Source organism: Streptomyces sp. NBC_00727 (assembly GCF_045161745.1).
Classification (GTDB): domain Bacteria; phylum Actinomycetota; class Actinomycetes; order Streptomycetales; family Streptomycetaceae; genus Streptomyces.
Genome location: NZ_CP108981.1, coordinates 4,066,546 through 4,084,178 on the forward strand (window position 1 = coordinate 4,066,546; position 17,633 = coordinate 4,084,178).

Genomic DNA, 17,633 nt, shown 5'->3' on the forward strand with positions numbered 1-17,633 from the left:
CCCGCGTGCGGCGATCCCCGGCGGCATCCTGGACGGATGGCATCCACCGCCCGGAGCGACGGCAGCAGCGCGTCCACCGTCCCCGCCGCCCTGGACCGCGACCTTCGGGCGGCCGTGCGCGGCGAGGTCGCGTCCGACGCCGCCGCACGGGCGCTGACGACGATGGACGCGTCCAACTACCGGCGGGTGCCGCTCGCCGTGGTCGCCCCGCGCGACGCCGCCGACATCACAGCCGCGCTCGCCGTGTGCCGCGCGCACGGGGTGCCCGTCGTGCCGCGCGGCGGCGGTACGTCCATCGCCGGGCAGGCCACCGGCACCGGCGTCGTCCTCGACCTCACCCGCCACCTGCGGTCCGTCGTCGAACTCGACCCCGCCTCCCGCACGGCCGTCGTGCAGCCCGGCCTCGTCCTGGACGGCCTCCGGGCGGCCGCCGCCCCGCACGGCCTCACCTTCGGCCCCGACCCCTCCACCCACAGCCGCTGCACCCTCGGCGGCATGATCGGCAACAACTCCTGCGGCTCCCACTCCGTCGCCTGGGGCACCACCGCCGACAACGTCCACGCCCTGACCGTCGCCCGCTACGGCGGCGACACCCTGCGCCTGGAGCCCGGCGCACCCGGCCCGCCCGGCGTCCGCGAACTGGTCGCCGGCCACCTCGCCCTCCTGCGCACAGGCTTCCCCGCACTCCCGCGCCGCATCTCCGGCTACGCGCTGGACGCCCTGCTGCCCGAGAACGGCCCCGACCCCGTGCGCGCGTTCTGCGGCAGTGAGGGCACCCTCGGTGTGATCACGGAGGCGACCGTGCGGCTCGTCGACGCGCCCGCCGCCCGCGCCCTCGCCGTCCTCGGCTACGCCGACGAGTCCGCCGCCGCCGACGCCGCCCCCGGCCTCCTCCGGCACCACCCGCTGACCGTGGAGGGCATGGCCGCCGACCTCGTACGCGAACCGGCCGGCCTGCCGCGCGGCGGGGCCTGGCTGTTCGCCGAGACGGGCGGGGCCACCCCGGCCGAGGCCCGGGCGCACGCCGAACGCCTCGCCCGGGCCGCGTCCGCCGACGCCGTGGACACCGCCGTCGTCACCGACCCGGCCGGGCAACGGGCCCTGTGGCGCATCCGGGAGGACGCGGCCGGCACGGCGACCCGGATGCCGGGCGGCGGTGAGGCGTGGCCCGGCTGGGAGGACTGCGCGGTACCGCCCGCCCGGCTCGGCGGCTACCTCCGCGACTTCCGCGCCCTGCTCGCCGAGTACGGCCTGCACGGCACCCCGTACGGGCACTTCGGCGACGGCTGCATCCACGTCCGGATCGACTTCGACCTGCTGACCGGCGACGGAGTGGCCCGCTTCCGCCGCTTCTCCGAGGACCTGGCCGCGCTCGTCGTCGCGCACGGCGGCTCGCTCTCCGGTGAGCACGGCGACGGCCAGGCCCGCGCCGAACTGCTCCCCAAGATGTACGGGGACGAACTCGTCGCGCTCTTCACCCGCTACAAGGACCTCTGGGACCCCGACGGCTCCATGAACCCGGGCATCCTCGCCCGCCCGGCCCGCCTCGACGAGAACCTCCGCTTCGACGTCCTGCCCCGCGAACCCGTCGACGTGGTCTTCGGCTACCCGCACGACGGCGGCGACTTCTCGGCCGCCGTCCGCCGCTGCGTCGGTGTCGCCAAGTGCCGTACGGAGAAGGCCGCCGGCCCGTCCGTGATGTGCCCCTCCTTCCGGGCGACCGGCGAGGAGGCCCACTCGACGCGCGGCCGGGCCAGGCTGCTGCACGAGATGCTCGCCGGGGACGCGGGCGGCCTGATCACGGACGGCTGGCGCTCCACGGAGGTACGGGACGCGCTCGACCTGTGCCTGTCCTGCAAGGGCTGCCGCAGCGACTGCCCGGTGGGCGTCGACATGGCCACGTACAAGGCGGAGTTCCTGCACCACCACTACCGCCACCGGCCGCGCCCCGCCTCCCACTACGCGCTGGGCCGGCTGCCGCTCTGGCTCCGCCTCGCCGCGCCCCTCGCGGGCCCGCTGAACGCCCTCGCCCGACTCCGCCCGCTCGCCGCCCTCGCCAAGCGGCTGGCGGGCATCGCACCGGAACGCGGGATTCCGCCGCTGGCGCGGGAGACGTTCACGCGGTGGCTGAACCGGCACCGGGGCGCCAGGACGCTCTCCGGCGAGGGGTCGGCCCTCCTGTGGCCCGACACCTTCACCGAGCACCTGACGCCGGAGGTGGGGCGGGCCGCGGTGACGGTCCTGGAGGCGGCGGGCCGCGAGGTGGTCCCGGCCGGGCGGGGGCTGTGCTGCGGCCTCACGTACGTCTCCACCGGCCAGCTCGACCGGGCGCGCGGGGTGATGCGCCGCACGCTGGACCGGCTGGGCGGCGCGCCGGGCGACCCGGTGGTCGTGCTGGAGCCGAGCTGCGCGGCGACCCTGCGTACCGACCTGCCCGAGCTCCTCCCGGACGACCCGCGCGCCGCCCGCCTCGCCGCCTCCGTCCACACCCTGGCCCAGTACCTGGAGGCGTACGCCCCCGACTGGCGGCCCCCGCGTCTGGACCGCCCGGTCACCGGCCAGACCCACTGCCACCAGCACGCTGTCCTCGGCGACGACGCCGAACGCCGGCTGCGCGAGCGGGCGGGCCTGACCGGTGAGCTGAAGGGCGGCTGCTGCGGGCTGGCCGGGAACTTCGGCTTTGAGCGGGGCCACTGGGACGTCTCGGTCGCCTGCGCGGAGGACCAGCTGCTCCCGGCGGTCCGGGGCGCGGCCGCCGGCACGGAGGTCCTGGCCGACGGCTACTCCTGCCGCACCCAGCTGGCCCAGCTGGGCGGCGTACGGGGCCGGCACCTGGCGGAGCTGCTGGCGGAAGGGCTGGAGGAGGGTACGCCCCAGGGGTGACCTGAGGGGTGGTCTCCCGGCGTTTCGAACCGTTTGCGCGAGTCCTTACCGTGGAGGGACGGACCGCACCGGAGAAGTGCAGTACCGTGTATCGGGTAGTGCAGCATGATGCACTACCGCTGTTCATGGATCAGGAGAGACAGGCCCCGGGTGAACGACCAGACCACCGCCGCAGAACCGGCCGCAGCCGCCGTCACCGTGCCGGAGGCGGTCGCCACCCCGGCCCTCGGTGAACCCGGCGCCCGGCCCGGTGCCCGGCGGGCCGGGCTCGCCCCGGTCGCACTGGTCGTCGCGGGCGCGCTGTCCGTGCAGTTCGGCGCCGCCATCGCGGTGCTGCTGATGCCCCGGGCCGGGGCGCTCGGCGTCGTCACGCTGCGGCTGGCCGCAGCCGCGCTCGTCCTGCTCGTGGTCTGCCGGCCTAAGCTGCGCGGCCACTCGCGCGCCGACTGGGGCACGGTGGTCGCCTTCGGCGTCGCCATGGGCGGCATGAACACGCTGTTCTACCAGGCCGCCGACCGCATCCCGCTCGGCGCCGCCGTCACCCTGGAGGTGCTCGGCCCGCTCGCCCTGTCCGTGATCGCCTCGCGCCGCCTGGTCAACCTCGTCTGGGCGGCCCTCGCGCTCGGCGGGGTCGTCCTGCTCAGCGGCGGAGGCTTCGACCGGATCGACCCGGCCGGCGCCGCCTACGCCCTGGGCGCCGGGGTGATGTGGGCGGCGTACATCGTCTTCAGCGCCCGCACCGGCCGCCGCTTCCCGCAGGCCGACGGGCTCGCCCTGGCCATGGTCGTCGCGGCCCTGCTCTCGCTGCCGCTCGGCATCATGGACGCGGGCTCCAGGCTCCTCGTCCCCACGACGCTCGGGCTCGGCGCGGCCGTCGCGCTGCTCAGCTCCGTCCTCCCGTACACCCTCGAACTCATCGCCCTGCGCCGCCTGCCCGCGCCCACCTTCGCCATCCTGATGAGCCTGGAACCCGCGATCGCCGCCATGGCCGGCTTCCTCGTCCTCGACCAGGCCCTGTCCACGACGGACGCCCTCGCCATCGCCCTGGTCATCGGCGCGAGCATGGGCGCGGTGCGGAGTCAGGTGCGGGGAGTCTCGAACCGGTAGGGGGCGGTGCCGGCGCCCGTCCCGGCGCCGGCACCCGGATAAAAAGCATGCAAGCATGCTTGATTGTTTTGCGTTCCGCTGGCAGGCTCCCGGGCACGCCGTCACGCCCCGAGGGGAGCGCACCGTGTCCGATGCCTCAGCCGTGCTCGACGACCTGCGCAGCGAGAGCCTGGAGCTCGACCTGCTCGTCGCCGGGGCGACCGCGAGACAGTGGGCGGGGCCGACCCCCGCCGAGGGGTGGACCCTCGCCCACCAGATCGCCCACCTGAGCTGGACCGACGACGTCGCGCTGATCTCGGTCACCGACCCCGGCCGCTTCGGCGACGAGGTGGCGAAGGCGATGGAGGACCCCGAGGGCTTCGTGGACCGGGCCGCCGAGGAGATCGTCACCGCGTATCCGCCGGACGCGCTGCTCGTCCGCTGGCGCGAGGGGCGCGAGCGGTTGCAGGAGGCCCTGCGCGCGGCCCCGGCCGGGACGAGGTTCCCCTGGTACGGGCCGCCGATGAGCGTGGCGTCCATGGCGACCGGGCGGCTCATGGAGACCTGGGCCCACGGCCAGGACGTCGCCGACGCCCTCGGGGCCGCCCGCACCCCCACCGCCCGGCTGCGGCACGTCGCCCGCATCGGCGTCCGTGCCCGCGACTACGCCTTCCTCGTACGGGGGAAGCAGGCGCCCGCCGAGGAGTTCCGGGTGGAACTGGAGGCACCGGGCGGCGAGTTGTTCGCGTACGGCCCCGAGGACGCCGCGCAGCGGGTCACCGGGCCGCTGTACGACTTCTGCCTGCTGGTCACGCAGCGCGCCCACCGCGACGACCTGGCGGTCCGCGCGGAGGGCCCGGACGCGGATGCCTGGCTGTCGATCGCGCAGGCCTTCGCCGGCCCGGCGGGGGCGGGGCGGGCGCCGAAGGGGGAGCGATGACGGAGCCCCGGCCCGCGCCCCTCCGCATAGGCAACGCATCCGGCTTCTACGGCGACCGCTTCGACGCCCTGCGCGAGATGCTCACCGGCGGCCCCCTCGACGTCCTCACCGGGGACTACCTCGCCGAGCTGACCATGCTCATCCTCGGCCGCAGCCGCCTCAAGGACCCGGCGCGCGGATACGCCTCCACGTTCCTGCGGCAGTTGGAGGACGGGCTCGGGCTCGCCCACGAGCGCGGGGTGAGGATCGTCGCCAACGCGGGCGGCCTCAACCCCGCCGGGCTCGCCGACGCGATCCGCGAGCTGTCCGGGAAGGTGGGGGTGCCGGTGCGGGTCGCGCATGTGGAGGGCGACAACATCCCCGTACCGGACGGATTTCTCACCGCAAACGCGTACCTTGGGGGAGCGGGCATCGCGGCGTGCCTGCGGGCCGGTGCCGAGGTCGTCGTCACCGGCCGGGTGACGGACGCCGCCCTCGTCACCGGCCCAGCCGCCGCCCGCTTCGGCTGGGGTCCCGAGGACCACGACGCGCTCGCCGGGGCCGTGGTCGCCGGGCACGTCCTGGAGTGCGGGACGCAGGCAACCGGCGGCAACTACGCCTTCTTCCGCGACCACGACATCCGCCGCCCCGGCTTCCCGGTCGCCGAGATCCACGCCGACGGCAGCTCCGTCATCACCAAGCACGACGGCACCGGGGGCGTCATCGACCTCGGCACCGTCACCGCCCAACTCCTGTACGAGACCGGCGGCGCCCGGTACGCGGGGCCCGACGTCACCGCCCGGCTCGACACCGTACGGCTGACGCAGGACGGTCCGGACCGGGTCGCGATCTCCGGCGTACGCGGGGAGGCCCCGCCGCCCACGCTCAAGGCCGGGCTGACCCGGCTCGGCGGCTGGCGCAACGAGGTCGTCTTCGTGCTCACCGGGCTCGACATCGAGGCCAAGGCCGCGCTCGTCCGGGACCAGTTCGCGGACGCCTTCGAGCGCGCCGGGCGCCGGCCGCAGGAGGTCCGCTGGGAGCTGGCCCGTACGGACAGACCCGACGCCGACACGGAGGAGACCGCGAGCGCCCTGCTCCGGCTGGTCGTACGCGACCGCGAACAGGACGCCGTGGGACGGGCGTTGTCCGGCGCGGCGATCGAGCTGGCTCTCGGCAGCTACCCCGGCTTCCACGTCACCGCCCCGCCCGGCAAGGGCGCCCCCTACGGGGTGTTCGAGGCGCGGTACGTACCGGCTGAGGACGTGGAGCACGTCGCCGTACTCCCCGACGGGACGCGCCAGGCCGTCGAAACCCCTGCGCGGACGCGGCCCCTGCGCGATGTCGAACAGCCGCCGCTGCCCCCGCCGTTGGACCCCGCGCCCACCCGTCGCGCCGCCCTCGGGCGCGTCGCCGGGGCCCGGAGCGGGGACAAGGGCGGGGACGCCAACGTCGGGGTCTGGGTCAGGGGCGAGGAAGCGTGGCGGTGGCTGGCGCACGAGCTGACCGTCCAGCGGTTCCGCGAACTCCTCCCGGAGACCGACGGGCTCACCGTCGTACGCCATGTCCTGCCGAACCTGCGGGCGCTGAACTTCACCGTCCACGGTCTGCTCGGCGAGGGCGTCGCCGCGCAGCACCGCTTCGACCCGCAGGCCAAGGCGCTGGGGGAGTGGCTGCGCGCCCGCCACCTGGAGATACCCGTCACCGTTCTGGAGGTGCCCGCATGACCGTCCTGCCCACCGGGCTCGACACCGCGAGCCCCGACTACGCGGCCAACCGGGCCGCCATGCTCGACAAGCTCGCCGAGCTGGAGGCCGCGCACGCCAAGGCGCTGGAGGGCGGCGGCGCGAAGTACGTCGAGCGGCACCGGGGGCGCGGCAAGCTGCTCGCCCGCGAGCGCATCGAGCTCCTCGTCGACCCGGACACGCCGTTCCTGGAGCTGTCGCCGCTGGCCGCGTGGGGCAGCGAGTATGCGGTCGGCGCCTCGCTCGTGACCGGGATCGGGGTGGTGGCGGGCGTGGAGTGCCTGATCACCGCCAACGACCCGACCGTACGCGGCGGAGCGTCGAACCCGTGGACGCTGAAGAAGGCGCTGCGGGCCAACGAGATCGCCTTCGCCAACCGGCTTCCGTGCATCAGCCTCGTGGAGTCCGGGGGCGCCGATCTGCCCTCCCAGAAGGAGATCTTCATCCCCGGCGGCGCGCTCTTCCGCGACCTCACCCGGCTCTCCGCCGCCGGCATCCCGACCGTGGCCGTGGTCTTCGGCAACTCGACCGCCGGAGGGGCGTACGTCCCCGGCATGTCCGACCACACGGTCATGATCCAGGAGCGCTCCAAGGTCTTCCTCGGCGGACCGCCCCTGGTGAAGATGGCCACCGGCGAGGAGAGCGACGACGAATCGCTCGGCGGCGCCGCGATGCACGCCCGTACGTCCGGGCTCGCCGACCACTTCGCCGTCGACGAGCACGACGCGCTGCGCCAGGCCCGCCGCATCGTCGCCCGCCTCAACTGGCGCAAGGCGCACGCCGATCCGGGCCCCGCCGAACCGCCCGAGTACGACGAGGACGAGCTGATCGGCATCGTGCCCGGCGACCTGAAGGTGCCGTTCGACCCGCGCGAGGTGATTGCCCGGCTGGTCGACGGCTCGGACTTCGACGCGTTCAAACCGCTGTACGGGACGAGCCTGGTCACCGGATGGGCCGCTCTGCACGGCTACCCGGTCGGCATCCTCGCCAACGCGCAGGGCGTGCTGTTCAGCGAGGAGTCGCAGAAGGCCGCGCAGTTCATCCAGCTCGCCAACCAGCGCGACATCCCGCTCCTCTTCCTGCACAACACCACCGGCTACATGGTCGGCAAGGAGTACGAGCAGGGCGGCATCATCAAGCACGGCGCGATGATGATCAACGCGGTGTCGAACTCGAAGGTTCCGCATCTGTCGGTCCTGATGGGCGCCTCGTACGGTGCCGGGCACTACGGCATGTGCGGCAGGGCGTACGACCCGCGCTTCCTCTTCGCCTGGCCCGGCAGCAAGTCCGCCGTCATGGGCCCGCAGCAGCTGGCCGGGGTGCTCTCCATCGTCGCCCGCGCCTCGGCCGCCGCGAAGGGACGCCCGTACGACGACGAGGCGGACGCCGCCCTGCGCGCGATGGTCGAGCAGCAGATCGAGTCCGAGTCCCTGCCGATGTTCCTGTCCGGTCGGCTGTACGACGACGGGGTCATCGACCCGCGCGACACCCGGACCGTCCTCGGCATGTGCCTGTCCGCCATCCACACCGCACCGGTCGAGGGCGCCCGCGGCGGCTTCGGCGTCTTCCGGATGTGAGGAGTGAAGTGATCACCAGCCTGCTCGTCGCCAACCGGGGCGAGATCGCCTGCCGGATCTTCCGCACCTGCCGGGCCCTCGGCATCGCCACCGTCGCCGTGTACTCGGACGCGGACGCCGGAGCGCTGCACGTCCGGGAGGCCGACACCGCCGTACGGCTGCCGGGCGCGGCCCCCGCCGACACGTATCTGCGCGGCGACCTGGTCGTGGCCGCCGCGCTCGCGGCCGGGGCGGACGCCGTGCACCCCGGGTACGGCTTCCTCTCCGAGAACGCGGACTTCGCCGCCGCCGTGCAGGACGCCGGGCTGCGGTGGATCGGGCCGCCCGTCAAGGCCATCGAGCTGATGGCGTCCAAGACCCGCGCCAAGGAGCTGATGGCCGCCGCCGGGGTGCCGCTCCTCGCACCCGTGGACCCGGCCGCCGCGACCGCCGACGACCTGCCGCTGCTCCTGAAGGCGGCGGCCGGGGGCGGCGGGCGCGGGATGCGGATCGTACGGGAACTGGGCGACCTGCCCGGTGAGTTGACCGCCGCCGCGGCCGAGGCGCTGTCCGCGTTCGGGGACGGCGAGGTGTTCGCCGAGCCGTACGTGGAGCGCGGCCGGCACGTCGAGGTCCAGGTGATGGCCGACGAGCACGACGGGGTCTGGGCGCTCGGGACCCGCGACTGCTCGCTCCAGCGGCGCCACCAGAAGGTCATCGAGGAGGCGCCCGCGCCGGGCCTGCCGGACGGGCTGCGGGGGCGGCTGCACGAGGCGGCGGTGGCCGCCGCGCGTGCCGTGGGCTACCGGGGCGCGGGGACCGTGGAGTTCTTGGTCGCGGCCGACGGGCGGCCGTACTTCCTGGAGATGAACACCCGACTCCAAGTCGAACACCCCGTCACCGAGGCGGTGTTCGGGCTCGACCTGGTCGCGCTCCAGCTCCGCGTCGCGGAGGGCGAGCCGCTGCCGTCCGCCGAGCCCCCGGCCCCGGCCGGGCACGCCGTGGAGGCCCGGCTGTACGCGGAGGACCCGGCGCGTGACTGGCAGCCGCAGACCGGAGCACTGCTCTCGCTGGAGGTGCCGGACGAGCCGGGGGTGCGGCTGGACACCGGGTACACGGGCGGTGACACGATCGGCGTCCACTACGACCCGATGCTCGCCAAGGTCATCGCCCACGCGGGGTCCCGCCCCGAGGCGGTCCGCCTGCTCGCCCGCGCCCTGGAGCGCGCCCGAATCCACGGCCCGGTCACCAACCGCGACCTCCTCGTCCGGTCGTTGCGCCACCCGGACTTCGTGGGCGGGCGGCTGGACACGGGGTTCTACGACCGGCATCTGGAGGCCCTGACCTCCGCGCCCGACGAGACGTCCGTGCGGCAGGCCGCGACCGCTGCCGCCGTCGTCGAGGCGGCCCGTAACGCCACGCTCAATGTCACGGGGTTCATGCGCTTCGGCGCCTGGCGCAACCTGCCCTCGCAGCCCCAGGTCCGCCGGTACCGCAGCGAACCGGACGGCCGTGAGTACGAGATCAGCTACCGCCCGAACCGCGAGGGCCTGGTGGTCGGCACGGAGGGCGTCCGCGTGGTCTCCGCCGGGCGCGTCCGCGCCACCCTCGACATCGACGGCGTGACCCGGGTCTTCCACGTCGACGTACGCGACGGCAAGGCGTACGTCGACACCGCCTCCGGCGCGTACACCCTCACCGCCCTGCCCCGCTTCACCGACCCCGCCGACCGCACCGAACCCGGCTCCCTGCTCGCCCCCATGCCCGGCACGGTGGTCCGCCTCGCGGACGGCCTCGCGGAGGGGGCGGCCGTGGCGGCCGGGCAGCCGCTGATCTGGCTGGAGGCGATGAAGATGGAGCACCGCGTCCTCGCCCCCGCCTCCGGCACCCTCACCGCCCTGCACGCCGCGCCCGGCCTCCAGGTGGAGGTCGGCGCCCTGCTCGCCGTAGTCACGGAATCAGCCACGGAACCAGCCACGGATTCATCCACGGACCCTTCTGAGGAGCAGCCCGCATGAGCACCGTCCTCGAAACCGAAGAGCACCAGGCCCTGCGCGCCGCCGTCGCCGCCCTCGGGAAGCGGTATGGGCGCGCCTACATGCAGTCCCTCGTCAGCGAGGGCGCGCACCCCCGCGAGCTGTGGGCCGAGGCCGCGAAGGCGGGCTTCCTCGGGGTGAACCTCCCTGAGGAGTACGGCGGCGGTGGCGCGGGGATGGCGGAACTGTCCATCGTGCTGGAGGAGTTGGGCGCGTCCGGCTCCCCGCTCCTGATGATGATCGTGTCGCCCGCCATCTGCGGCACGGTGATCGCCCGCTTCGGCACTCAGGAGCAGAAGCGGCAGTGGCTCCCGGGCCTCGCCGACGGCTCCCTCACCATGGCGTTCGGCATCACCGAGCCGGACGCCGGCTCCAACTCGCACCGCATCACGACCACGGCTCGCCGCGACGGCGGAGACTGGCTGCTCACCGGCCGCAAGGTCTTCGTCTCCGGCGTCGACATCGCGGACGCCACGCTCATCGTCGGCCGCACCGAGGACGCGAAGACCGGCAAGCTCAAGGCCTGCCTGTTCATCGTCCCCCGCGAGACGCCCGGCTTCCAGCGGTCCCCGATCGACATGGAGGTCCAGGCGCCGGAGAAGCAGTTCGAACTCGTCCTGGACGACGTGCGGTTGCCTGCAGAAGCGTTGGTGGGGGACGAGGACGCGGGGCTGCTCCAGCTGTTCGCCGGCCTCAACCCGGAGCGCATCATGACCGCGGCCTTCGGTATCGGCATGGGCCGTTACGCGCTGAGCCGGGCCGTCGAGTACGCGAAGACCCGCCAGGTCTGGAAGGAGCCCATCGGCGCCCACCAGGCCATCGCCCACCCGCTGGCCCAGGCCCACATCGAACTCGAACTCGCCCGCCTCATGATGCAGAAGGCCGCCCGGCTGTACGACGCGGGCGACGACGTCGGCGCGGGCGAGGCGGCGAACATGGCGAAGTACGCGGCGGGCGAGGCGTGCGTGAAGGCGGTGGACCAGGCGGTGCACACGCTGGGCGGCAACGGCCTGACCCGCGAGTACGGACTGGCTTCGCTGATCACGGGGGCACGGGTGGCCCGGATCGCGCCCGTCAGCCGGGAAATGATCCTGAACTACATATCCCACCAGACGCTGGGGCTCCCCAAGTCGTACTGACCGGGCCACTGTTGTACGGGCGGCGGCGCCTTGTCGCCGTACCACCCCAGCGCATCGAAGGGACCGAGATGGCGCACGTGTTCCGCAGCGACTACCCAGACGTCCAGCCACTCGACACCGCCATCCACGACGCGGTGCTCGGGCACGCCACCGAGCGGTTCGGGGAGACCGTCGCCCTGATCGACGGCACGAACGACAGCAGCCGCCTCACCTACGCCCAGCTCGACGCCTTCCACCGCAGGATCGCCGCCGGTCTCGCCGCCGCCGGCCTGGTCAAGGGCGACGTGCTCGCCCTGCACAGCCCCAACACCATCGCGTACCCGGCCGTCTTCTACGCCGCGACCCGGGCCGGCGCCACGGTCACGCCCGTCCACCCGCTGGCCACGGCCGAGGAGTTCGCGAAGCAGCTCCGCGACTCCGCCGCGCGCTGGATCGTCACCGTGTCCCCGCTGCTCGCGGTCGCCCGCCGGGCGGCCGAACTCGTGGGCGGCGTCGAGGAGATCTTCGTCTGCGACCACGCGGCGGGCCACTCCTCGGTCCTGGACATGCTCACCACGACCGCCCCGGAACCGATGGTCGCCGTCGACCCGGCGGAGGACATCGCGGCACTCCCGTACTCCTCCGGCACCACCGGCGCCCCGAAGGGCGTCATGCTCACGCACCGCTCGATGGCGACGAACCTGGAACAGCTGAGGCCGTTCGTGCCGCTCGGGGAAGGGCATCGCATTCTGGCGGTTCTGCCCTTCTTCCACATATATGGTCTGACGGCCCTGATGAACGCCCCGCTGCGCACCGGCGCCACGGTCGTCGTCCTGCCGCGCTTCGACCTCGCGCAGTTCCTGGCGGCGATCGAGACGCACCGCATCAACGGCCTGTACGTGGCCCCGCCGATCGTCCTGGCCCTCGCGAAGCACCCGGTGGTCGACCGCTACGACCTGTCCTCGCTGGAGTACATCGTCAGCGCCGCCGCCCCGCTCGACGCCGACCTGGCCGCCGCCTGCTCCCGCCGCCTCGGCCTGCCCCCGGTCCGCCAGGCGTACGGCATGACGGAACTGTCCCCCGGCACCCACGTCGTCCCGCTGGCCGCCGAGAACCCGCCGCCCGGAGCCGTCGGCACGCTGCTCCCGAGCACGGAGATGCGGATCGTGTCGCTGGAGGACCCGTCCCACGACGCCCCGGCGGGCGAGCCCGGCGAGATCCTGATCCGGGGCCCCCAGGTCATGAAGGGCTACCTCGGCCGCCCCGACGCCACCGCCGCGATGATCGACCCCGACGGCTGGGTGCACACCGGCGACATCGGCCGGGTCGACGAGGACGGCTGGCTCTTCGTCGTCGACCGCGTCAAGGAGCTCATCAAGTACAAGGGCTACCAGGTCGCGCCCGCGGAACTGGAAGCGCTGCTGCTCGGCCACGACGCGGTGGCGGACGCGGCGGTGATCGGCGTGTACGGCCCCGACGGCAACGAGATCCCGAAGGCCTACGTGGTCCGGGGGCCGGGGGCGGCGGTGACGGCGGAGGACCTGATGGAGTGGGTGGCGGAGCGGGTGGCGCCGTACAAGAAGATCCGCCGTGTCGAATTCACGGACACGGTCCCGAGGGCAGCCTCGGGCAAGATCCTCCGCCGAGAACTGAGAGACCGGGAGGCGGGCCGGGGGTAAGGGGCAGCTCCGCCCGGCGGCGCGGGGTCGGCCCCGGCCGTGGCGCTCGCCCGGGCCAGGAGACGATGCAGCCCACACCGGCGCACGAAGCGGGTGACCTCATGTCGGATGCCGTTGCGATGGACCGCATCCACCTCGTCGCCGATCCGGACGGGGCCGGTGGTCGGTCGGTTGGGCTCAGCCGTCGTGCGGCACCTCTGCCCAAACGAACGTGCCGAACGGCCGGTCACCGACGCGCGCCCGCAGTCATCGAAACGTGCAGATGGTGTGAACATGGCGACACTTTTCCTTTGGTCAACTGCCCTCCCTCTCAAGGGGGTTGTGGGCAGCCTGAGTGGCGTGGTCGGAAAGTGAGGACTTCACAGCACCTCCATGCCGTCACCACACTCATCGGCCGTGGAAACTCGAGAGAGGCGTCACTGTGGGAATTCTTCGTCGGATCGCCGGTTCAGCTCTGCTCGTCGGCGCGCTGTTAGCCGCCACCATCACCCCGTCGGCGGCGGCCACCACGGCGGTCGGCCCGGTCAACCTGAAGTTCATCGGCATCGGCTCGGGCCCGGACAATCTGGCGTACGGCTACGCCTTCGACAGCGCGTACTACCAGGCTGCCAACATGGGCTTCGCCTCCAACCAGTGCCGGGTCACCGCAGGTCCGTTCCACCTGCTCCAACTGCCCAGCGGCTTCGGCCAGTGGGGCGTGGAAATCCGATGCACCGGTGAGCCGGCGGTCAAGACCCCGACCCGCGACCTGGTGAGATACCTGGGCAGCGAGCACATGAGCACCACCTGGAACGTCCTCGAATCCGGCGGGTACCACGTGGAGAGCAGCCTCGGCAGGCTCTACACGACCCCGGTCGCCGGAACCAGACCCCTCTACATGTGTCAGATCGGCAAGGACACCTTCACCTCCTCCGACGTCAACTGCGAGGGGCAGACGTACGTGACCCGGCTCGGCTGGATCTACTCGGCGAAGCCCGCCAACGTGCAGACCAAGCTGATACGCCGTTGCCGGACCAATGGCCCGCTGGAGCACTTCGACTCCAACGCGAACAACTGTGAGGGCCAGGACGCCGAGGGCATCCTGGGCTACGCCCTGCTCTGATCCGCCCCCGGCCCGGGTGCGGGCGCTCGCCGCCGTCGACCGGGCGAGCGCCCGCTGGGCAGTGACGGGGATCTCGTCCGGCAGGTCCGCCGCGCCGTCCGGGTCGAGCCGAGCCTGTCAGTGGTGGCCGTCCGCGTCCAGGCCGGTGACGACCGCGGTGCGGCTGTCGTGGACCTCGGCGAAGCAGGCCGGGGCGCCGGTCCACGCGACGAGGGCGGGCAGGCGTTCGGCCCGCCAGATGCCGTGCGCCAGCTCCAGGGTCTGCCAGCCACCCGGCCGCCTCCGCTGGACTTCCGAATAGGTTCCGAATACGATTGGTACATGACTATGACGGCTGACCTCTCCGCTGCCGTCCGGCGCTCCTCGGACCTGAGCAAGCACCCGGCCGAGGTCTTCGCCGAGGCGGACAAGCACCCCGTTACTGTGACCCGCCGCGACGGGGCGGCGCTGGTGCTGATGTCCCAGCGCGAGGCGGAGGGCCGCGCCCACTTGCTGGACTTCGCCGCTCAGCTCATCACGGTGACGCTCGACGAGAGCGGCACGCTGGCCGCTCGCATGGCCAAGGCGTTCCCCTGGATGCTCGCGCTGTCCCCGTCCGACAGGGAGTCCTGCGCGCAGGACCTCGTCGATGCGGCACGCGCGTCGTTCTCCACCAACCAGCCGCATCTGGCGCTCGCCGAGCTGACGTCCTGGAAGGAGACGGCCACGGCGGTGGCCGCAGGGCTCGGAAGCGCGGACCTCGAGTGGCTCGAGGAGGACGAGACCGTGGAGCGTCCCTGACCGTGGCACCCGCGAAGAAGAAGAGGGAGCTGGTGCCCCGGCCGCCGAGGAAGGCCGAGTACGAGATCCGCTTCGCCACCGCCGACGCGCAAAAGGGGTGGCGGGATCTCGTCGCCACGATCCGTAACCCGATGTCGGAGACCTGGGACTTCCTCACTCGGACGCCCCTGTCCACGACCCCCACCAACTACCGGCTGCGGGGTGCGCTCGGGACGATCCGGCGCGGCGAGGCGACGTACGACCGCTGGCAGCACAAGCCGACCGCGAAGGGCACTGCCCGCATCTGGTACTTCGCGGACGGGCGCACGGTGTACCTGGAGCAGGTGCACACGAGCCACCCGAACGAGACGAAGTAGTACGGTGCCGGACTTCGCAGCTCGCCGGTACAGGCCACTTCCGCGACGGGCCACCCGGGACCTCCCCGGTTCGGCCGGCGTCGACCTCGTGGCCCGGACCTCACTGAGTCGCTACGGTTGAGCCATGACCGCACTGCCCGACAGACACACTTGTACCGGAGCGTCCCGGCATGTGAGGTGAGCCGGTCCCGGGCGAAGCCCAGGGCCGCGGCCGCCTCCCACACCTGCCCTTCGCTGTCCGCCTCGATCGCCAGGTACGGCGGGATGCGCGGCCACTCGTCGATCTCCAGGCGAACCGCGCCGAGTGGGTCGATGTCGAGGGCTTTCGCCCCGTACTCGATGTTTGTCGCGGCGGTGGACTCTTGTTCTCGTGCGGGCGTTCCTGTCAGGCGTCGTATTGCACCTCAGCCCAAACGAATTTCCCGAGCGGTCGGTCACCGACGCCCCACCGCTTTGGACAGAGCGCGTCGAGGATGACGAGGCCGCGACCGCGCGTGCCCTCTCGGTCGGACTCCCCGACTCCAGGTCGGTGTCGGGGTGTGCGTCGCACGGGATCGTGCACTTCGATGCGGGTCCGGGTGCTGTCGACATCGAGCACTACGGAGATGAGGTCACCCGGTTCGGTTCTGTACCGGTAGGCGTTGGTGACGAGTTCGCTGGTCACCAGGACAGCGGTGTCCATGTGATCTGCGGAGGCGTCCGGGTTGCAGTGCCGGATGTGCTCACGAACGAACTCCCTTGCGTGCGCGGCGGATTGTGGGTCGCTGGCGAGGACGAGGGAGGGCGGCGGGCCGGCAACACGTGTGCAGCGGGTGGTCTGAATGGCGGCCTGTGGGAGGTCGAGCACGAGTTTTCCTCATGGCAAGTGCCGTACGCGGCAGGCGAGTGTGCGCGCCAACGAGCTACCAGCCCTCTCGGCGCTCACGGAGAGTGGTCTCAACACTGCACAGCGACGCAATCCTCGTGCAAGACTTCATAGCGATGTACCGCTGATAAAGCATCGAACGGATGTCTTGTACTGCGTAACGAGCATCGACCTGCTTTCATCGCGAGGGGCGAAAGCCCTTCATACTGAGGCGTGTAAGGGGAGTTGAGATGGCTGAGGGTCCAACCGGGTCGACCGTTCCGCGGCGCCAGCTGGGGAGAAACCTTCGAGAGCTGCGCAACAAGGCTCGCCTGACCGTGCGTGCGGCGGCGGCGAAGCTGGAGTGGTCCGAGGCGAAGATGTGGCGCATCGAGACAGGTCAGACCGCGTTACGGAGTCTCGACGTTCAGGCCATGTGCCTTGTGTACGGAGCGCCTGCGGATCTCACGCAGGCATTGATGGGGCTTGCCAAGGAGACCAAGGCGCGTGGCTGGTGGCACGCGTACGGAGACTTGATCCCGGAAGGGTTCGACGTCTACGTGGGTCTGGAGGAGGCGGCATCGTCGCTGTCGATGTACGAGAGCGACATCGTTCCGGGACTGCTTCAAACAGAGGGATACGCGCGAGAGGTCATCCACACGCACATCCGAGACATCGGGGAGGCGGAACTTGACGGACGCGTGCGGCTACGCATCGATCGGCAGGCCATGCTGACCCGCGTCAGTGACCCACCGGTCTTCCGGGCGGTGCTGGGCGAAGCGGTGCTACGGAGACCTGTCGGCGGGCGCGACGTAATGGCGCAGCAACTCGCGCACCTGGTCTACGTATCCGAGCAGCCGAACATCTCCATCCGGGTGGTGCCCTTCGCGGCCGGCATGCATGCCGGGGTGGTGACGGGGCCGTTCGTGATTCTTCGCTTCCCGCTGACCGGTGAGGGGTTCGCCACGGAGCCGCCGACGGTCTACGCGGACGGCTACACCGGGGGTCTCTACCTGGACAAGGCGCGGGAGGTGCAACAGTACGACGGAGCCTTCGACGACGTCTGGCACGCGTCGCTGGATGAGCAGGCGTCACGGCGTCTGATCGGTGAGGTAGCAGGGAGCTATGAATAGGGTTGACGACGCTGAGTGGTTCAAGTCGAGCCACAGCAACGGAAATGGCAACTGCGTCGAGGTCGCGCGCTTCGGTATCGCGGTTGCCGTACGGGACAGCAAGGTGCAGGAGGGCCCGATACTGACGTGCGCCGTGGGGGGATGGCAGGCGTTCATCGGAAGTATGGTCCGGGGTGACGAGCGGTAGGACGTGAATAGGAGGGCTTGAGGACGAGGACGGAGCACCCGTCGTCCACGTCTATGAACTGGACGGGCCGACTGCCACCTCGTACCCCTTGGCATCTTCATGGGCTCACTCACCCGTCCGGTGCCCTTCGAGGTCAACCTCGACCCGGAGAAACTCATTCCACCCTGCAGTGGCTGAGTCACCCGCGTCATTCTGCCGGCGGTGAACCATGT

At 72.2% G+C, this 17,633-nt stretch carries 14 protein-coding genes and 2 pseudogenes; 14 read left to right on the forward strand and 2 right to left on the reverse strand.

What is annotated here, in order from left to right:
- The first annotated feature begins 36 nt into the window (after nucleotides 1-36).
- The 11 genes from OG242_RS18290 to OG242_RS18340 all read left to right on the forward strand — a co-directional run bounded on the left by OG242_RS18290 (nucleotide 37) and on the right by OG242_RS18340 (nucleotide 15,257).
- Nucleotides 37-2,883 (forward strand): FAD-binding and (Fe-S)-binding domain-containing protein, encoded by a 2,847-nt coding sequence (locus tag OG242_RS18290; RefSeq protein WP_405899194.1) that lies wholly within the window; start codon nucleotides 37-39, stop codon nucleotides 2,881-2,883.
- 150 nt (nucleotides 2,884-3,033) lie between these two features.
- Complete coding sequence (locus OG242_RS18295; protein ID WP_405899195.1) at nucleotides 3,034-3,990, forward strand: EamA family transporter; 957 nt, start codon at nucleotides 3,034-3,036, stop codon at nucleotides 3,988-3,990.
- Nucleotides 3,991-4,114: 124 nt separating this feature from the next.
- Nucleotides 4,115-4,909 (forward strand): TIGR03084 family metal-binding protein, encoded by a 795-nt coding sequence (locus OG242_RS18300; RefSeq protein ID WP_405899196.1) that lies wholly within the window; start codon nucleotides 4,115-4,117, stop codon nucleotides 4,907-4,909.
- The gene (locus OG242_RS18305) at nucleotides 4,906-6,612 is read left to right on the forward strand and encodes an acyclic terpene utilization AtuA family protein (RefSeq protein ID WP_405899197.1); all 1,707 of its coding nucleotides are present in this window, start codon (nucleotides 4,906-4,908) and stop codon (nucleotides 6,610-6,612) included. The genes OG242_RS18300 and OG242_RS18305 overlap by 4 nt, the downstream gene beginning before the upstream one ends.
- A complete protein-coding gene (locus OG242_RS18310) occupies nucleotides 6,609-8,207 on the forward strand; it encodes an acyl-CoA carboxylase subunit beta (protein ID WP_405899198.1) in 1,599 nt (532 codons plus the stop codon). Before OG242_RS18305 ends, OG242_RS18310 begins: the two co-directional genes overlap by 4 nt.
- 8 nt (nucleotides 8,208-8,215) lie before the next feature.
- Nucleotides 8,216-10,204, forward strand: a complete 1,989-nt coding sequence (locus OG242_RS18315; RefSeq protein ID WP_405899199.1) for a biotin carboxylase N-terminal domain-containing protein — start codon at nucleotides 8,216-8,218, stop codon at nucleotides 10,202-10,204.
- On the forward strand, nucleotides 10,201-11,361 hold the full coding sequence (locus OG242_RS18320; protein ID WP_405899200.1) for an acyl-CoA dehydrogenase family protein: 1,161 nt from the start codon (nucleotides 10,201-10,203) through the stop codon (nucleotides 11,359-11,361). Before OG242_RS18315 ends, OG242_RS18320 begins: the two co-directional genes overlap by 4 nt.
- Before the next feature lie 68 nt (nucleotides 11,362-11,429).
- Nucleotides 11,430-13,019: an AMP-binding protein gene (locus OG242_RS18325; RefSeq protein ID WP_405899201.1), complete on the forward strand. Its 1,590-nt coding sequence runs from the start codon at nucleotides 11,430-11,432 to the stop codon at nucleotides 13,017-13,019.
- A gap of 421 nt (nucleotides 13,020-13,440) precedes the next feature.
- On the forward strand, nucleotides 13,441-14,121 hold the full coding sequence (locus OG242_RS18330; RefSeq protein WP_405899202.1) for a hypothetical protein: 681 nt from the start codon (nucleotides 13,441-13,443) through the stop codon (nucleotides 14,119-14,121).
- Between the two features lie 321 nt (nucleotides 14,122-14,442).
- The gene (locus tag OG242_RS18335; RefSeq protein WP_405899203.1) at nucleotides 14,443-14,901 is read left to right on the forward strand and encodes a prevent-host-death protein; all 459 of its coding nucleotides are present in this window, start codon (nucleotides 14,443-14,445) and stop codon (nucleotides 14,899-14,901) included.
- Nucleotides 14,902-14,903: 2 nt separating this feature from the next.
- The gene (locus OG242_RS18340; protein WP_405899204.1) at nucleotides 14,904-15,257 is read left to right on the forward strand and encodes a hypothetical protein; all 354 of its coding nucleotides are present in this window, start codon (nucleotides 14,904-14,906) and stop codon (nucleotides 15,255-15,257) included.
- 173 nt (nucleotides 15,258-15,430) lie between these two features.
- Here the strand turns inward: OG242_RS18340 and OG242_RS18345 are convergent.
- Together OG242_RS18345 and OG242_RS18350 are read right to left on the reverse strand one after the other, a co-directional pair.
- A pseudogene (locus tag OG242_RS18345) lies at nucleotides 15,431-15,562 on the reverse strand (adenylate cyclase); the annotation flags it as partial.
- 80 nt (nucleotides 15,563-15,642) lie between these two features.
- A complete protein-coding gene (locus OG242_RS18350) occupies nucleotides 15,643-16,104 on the reverse strand; it encodes an ATP-binding protein (protein ID WP_405899205.1) in 462 nt (153 codons plus the stop codon).
- 248 nt (nucleotides 16,105-16,352) lie between these two features.
- On the opposite strand from OG242_RS18350, the gene OG242_RS18355 reads away from it, so the two are divergent.
- The 3 genes and pseudogenes from OG242_RS18355 to OG242_RS18365 form a co-directional block, all read left to right on the forward strand.
- Nucleotides 16,353-17,234, forward strand: a complete 882-nt coding sequence (locus OG242_RS18355) for a helix-turn-helix domain-containing protein (RefSeq protein WP_405899206.1) — start codon at nucleotides 16,353-16,355, stop codon at nucleotides 17,232-17,234.
- Nucleotides 17,227-17,421 carry a DUF397 domain-containing protein gene (locus OG242_RS18360; protein WP_405899207.1) on the forward strand — a complete coding sequence of 65 codons (195 nt, stop codon included), beginning with the start codon at nucleotides 17,227-17,229 and terminating at the stop codon, nucleotides 17,419-17,421. The genes OG242_RS18355 and OG242_RS18360 overlap by 8 nt, the downstream gene beginning before the upstream one ends.
- Nucleotides 17,422-17,437: 16 nt before the next feature.
- Nucleotides 17,438-17,598, forward strand: a pseudogene (locus OG242_RS18365) (Uma2 family endonuclease); the annotation flags it as partial.
- Between the last annotated feature and the right edge of the window lie 35 nt (nucleotides 17,599-17,633).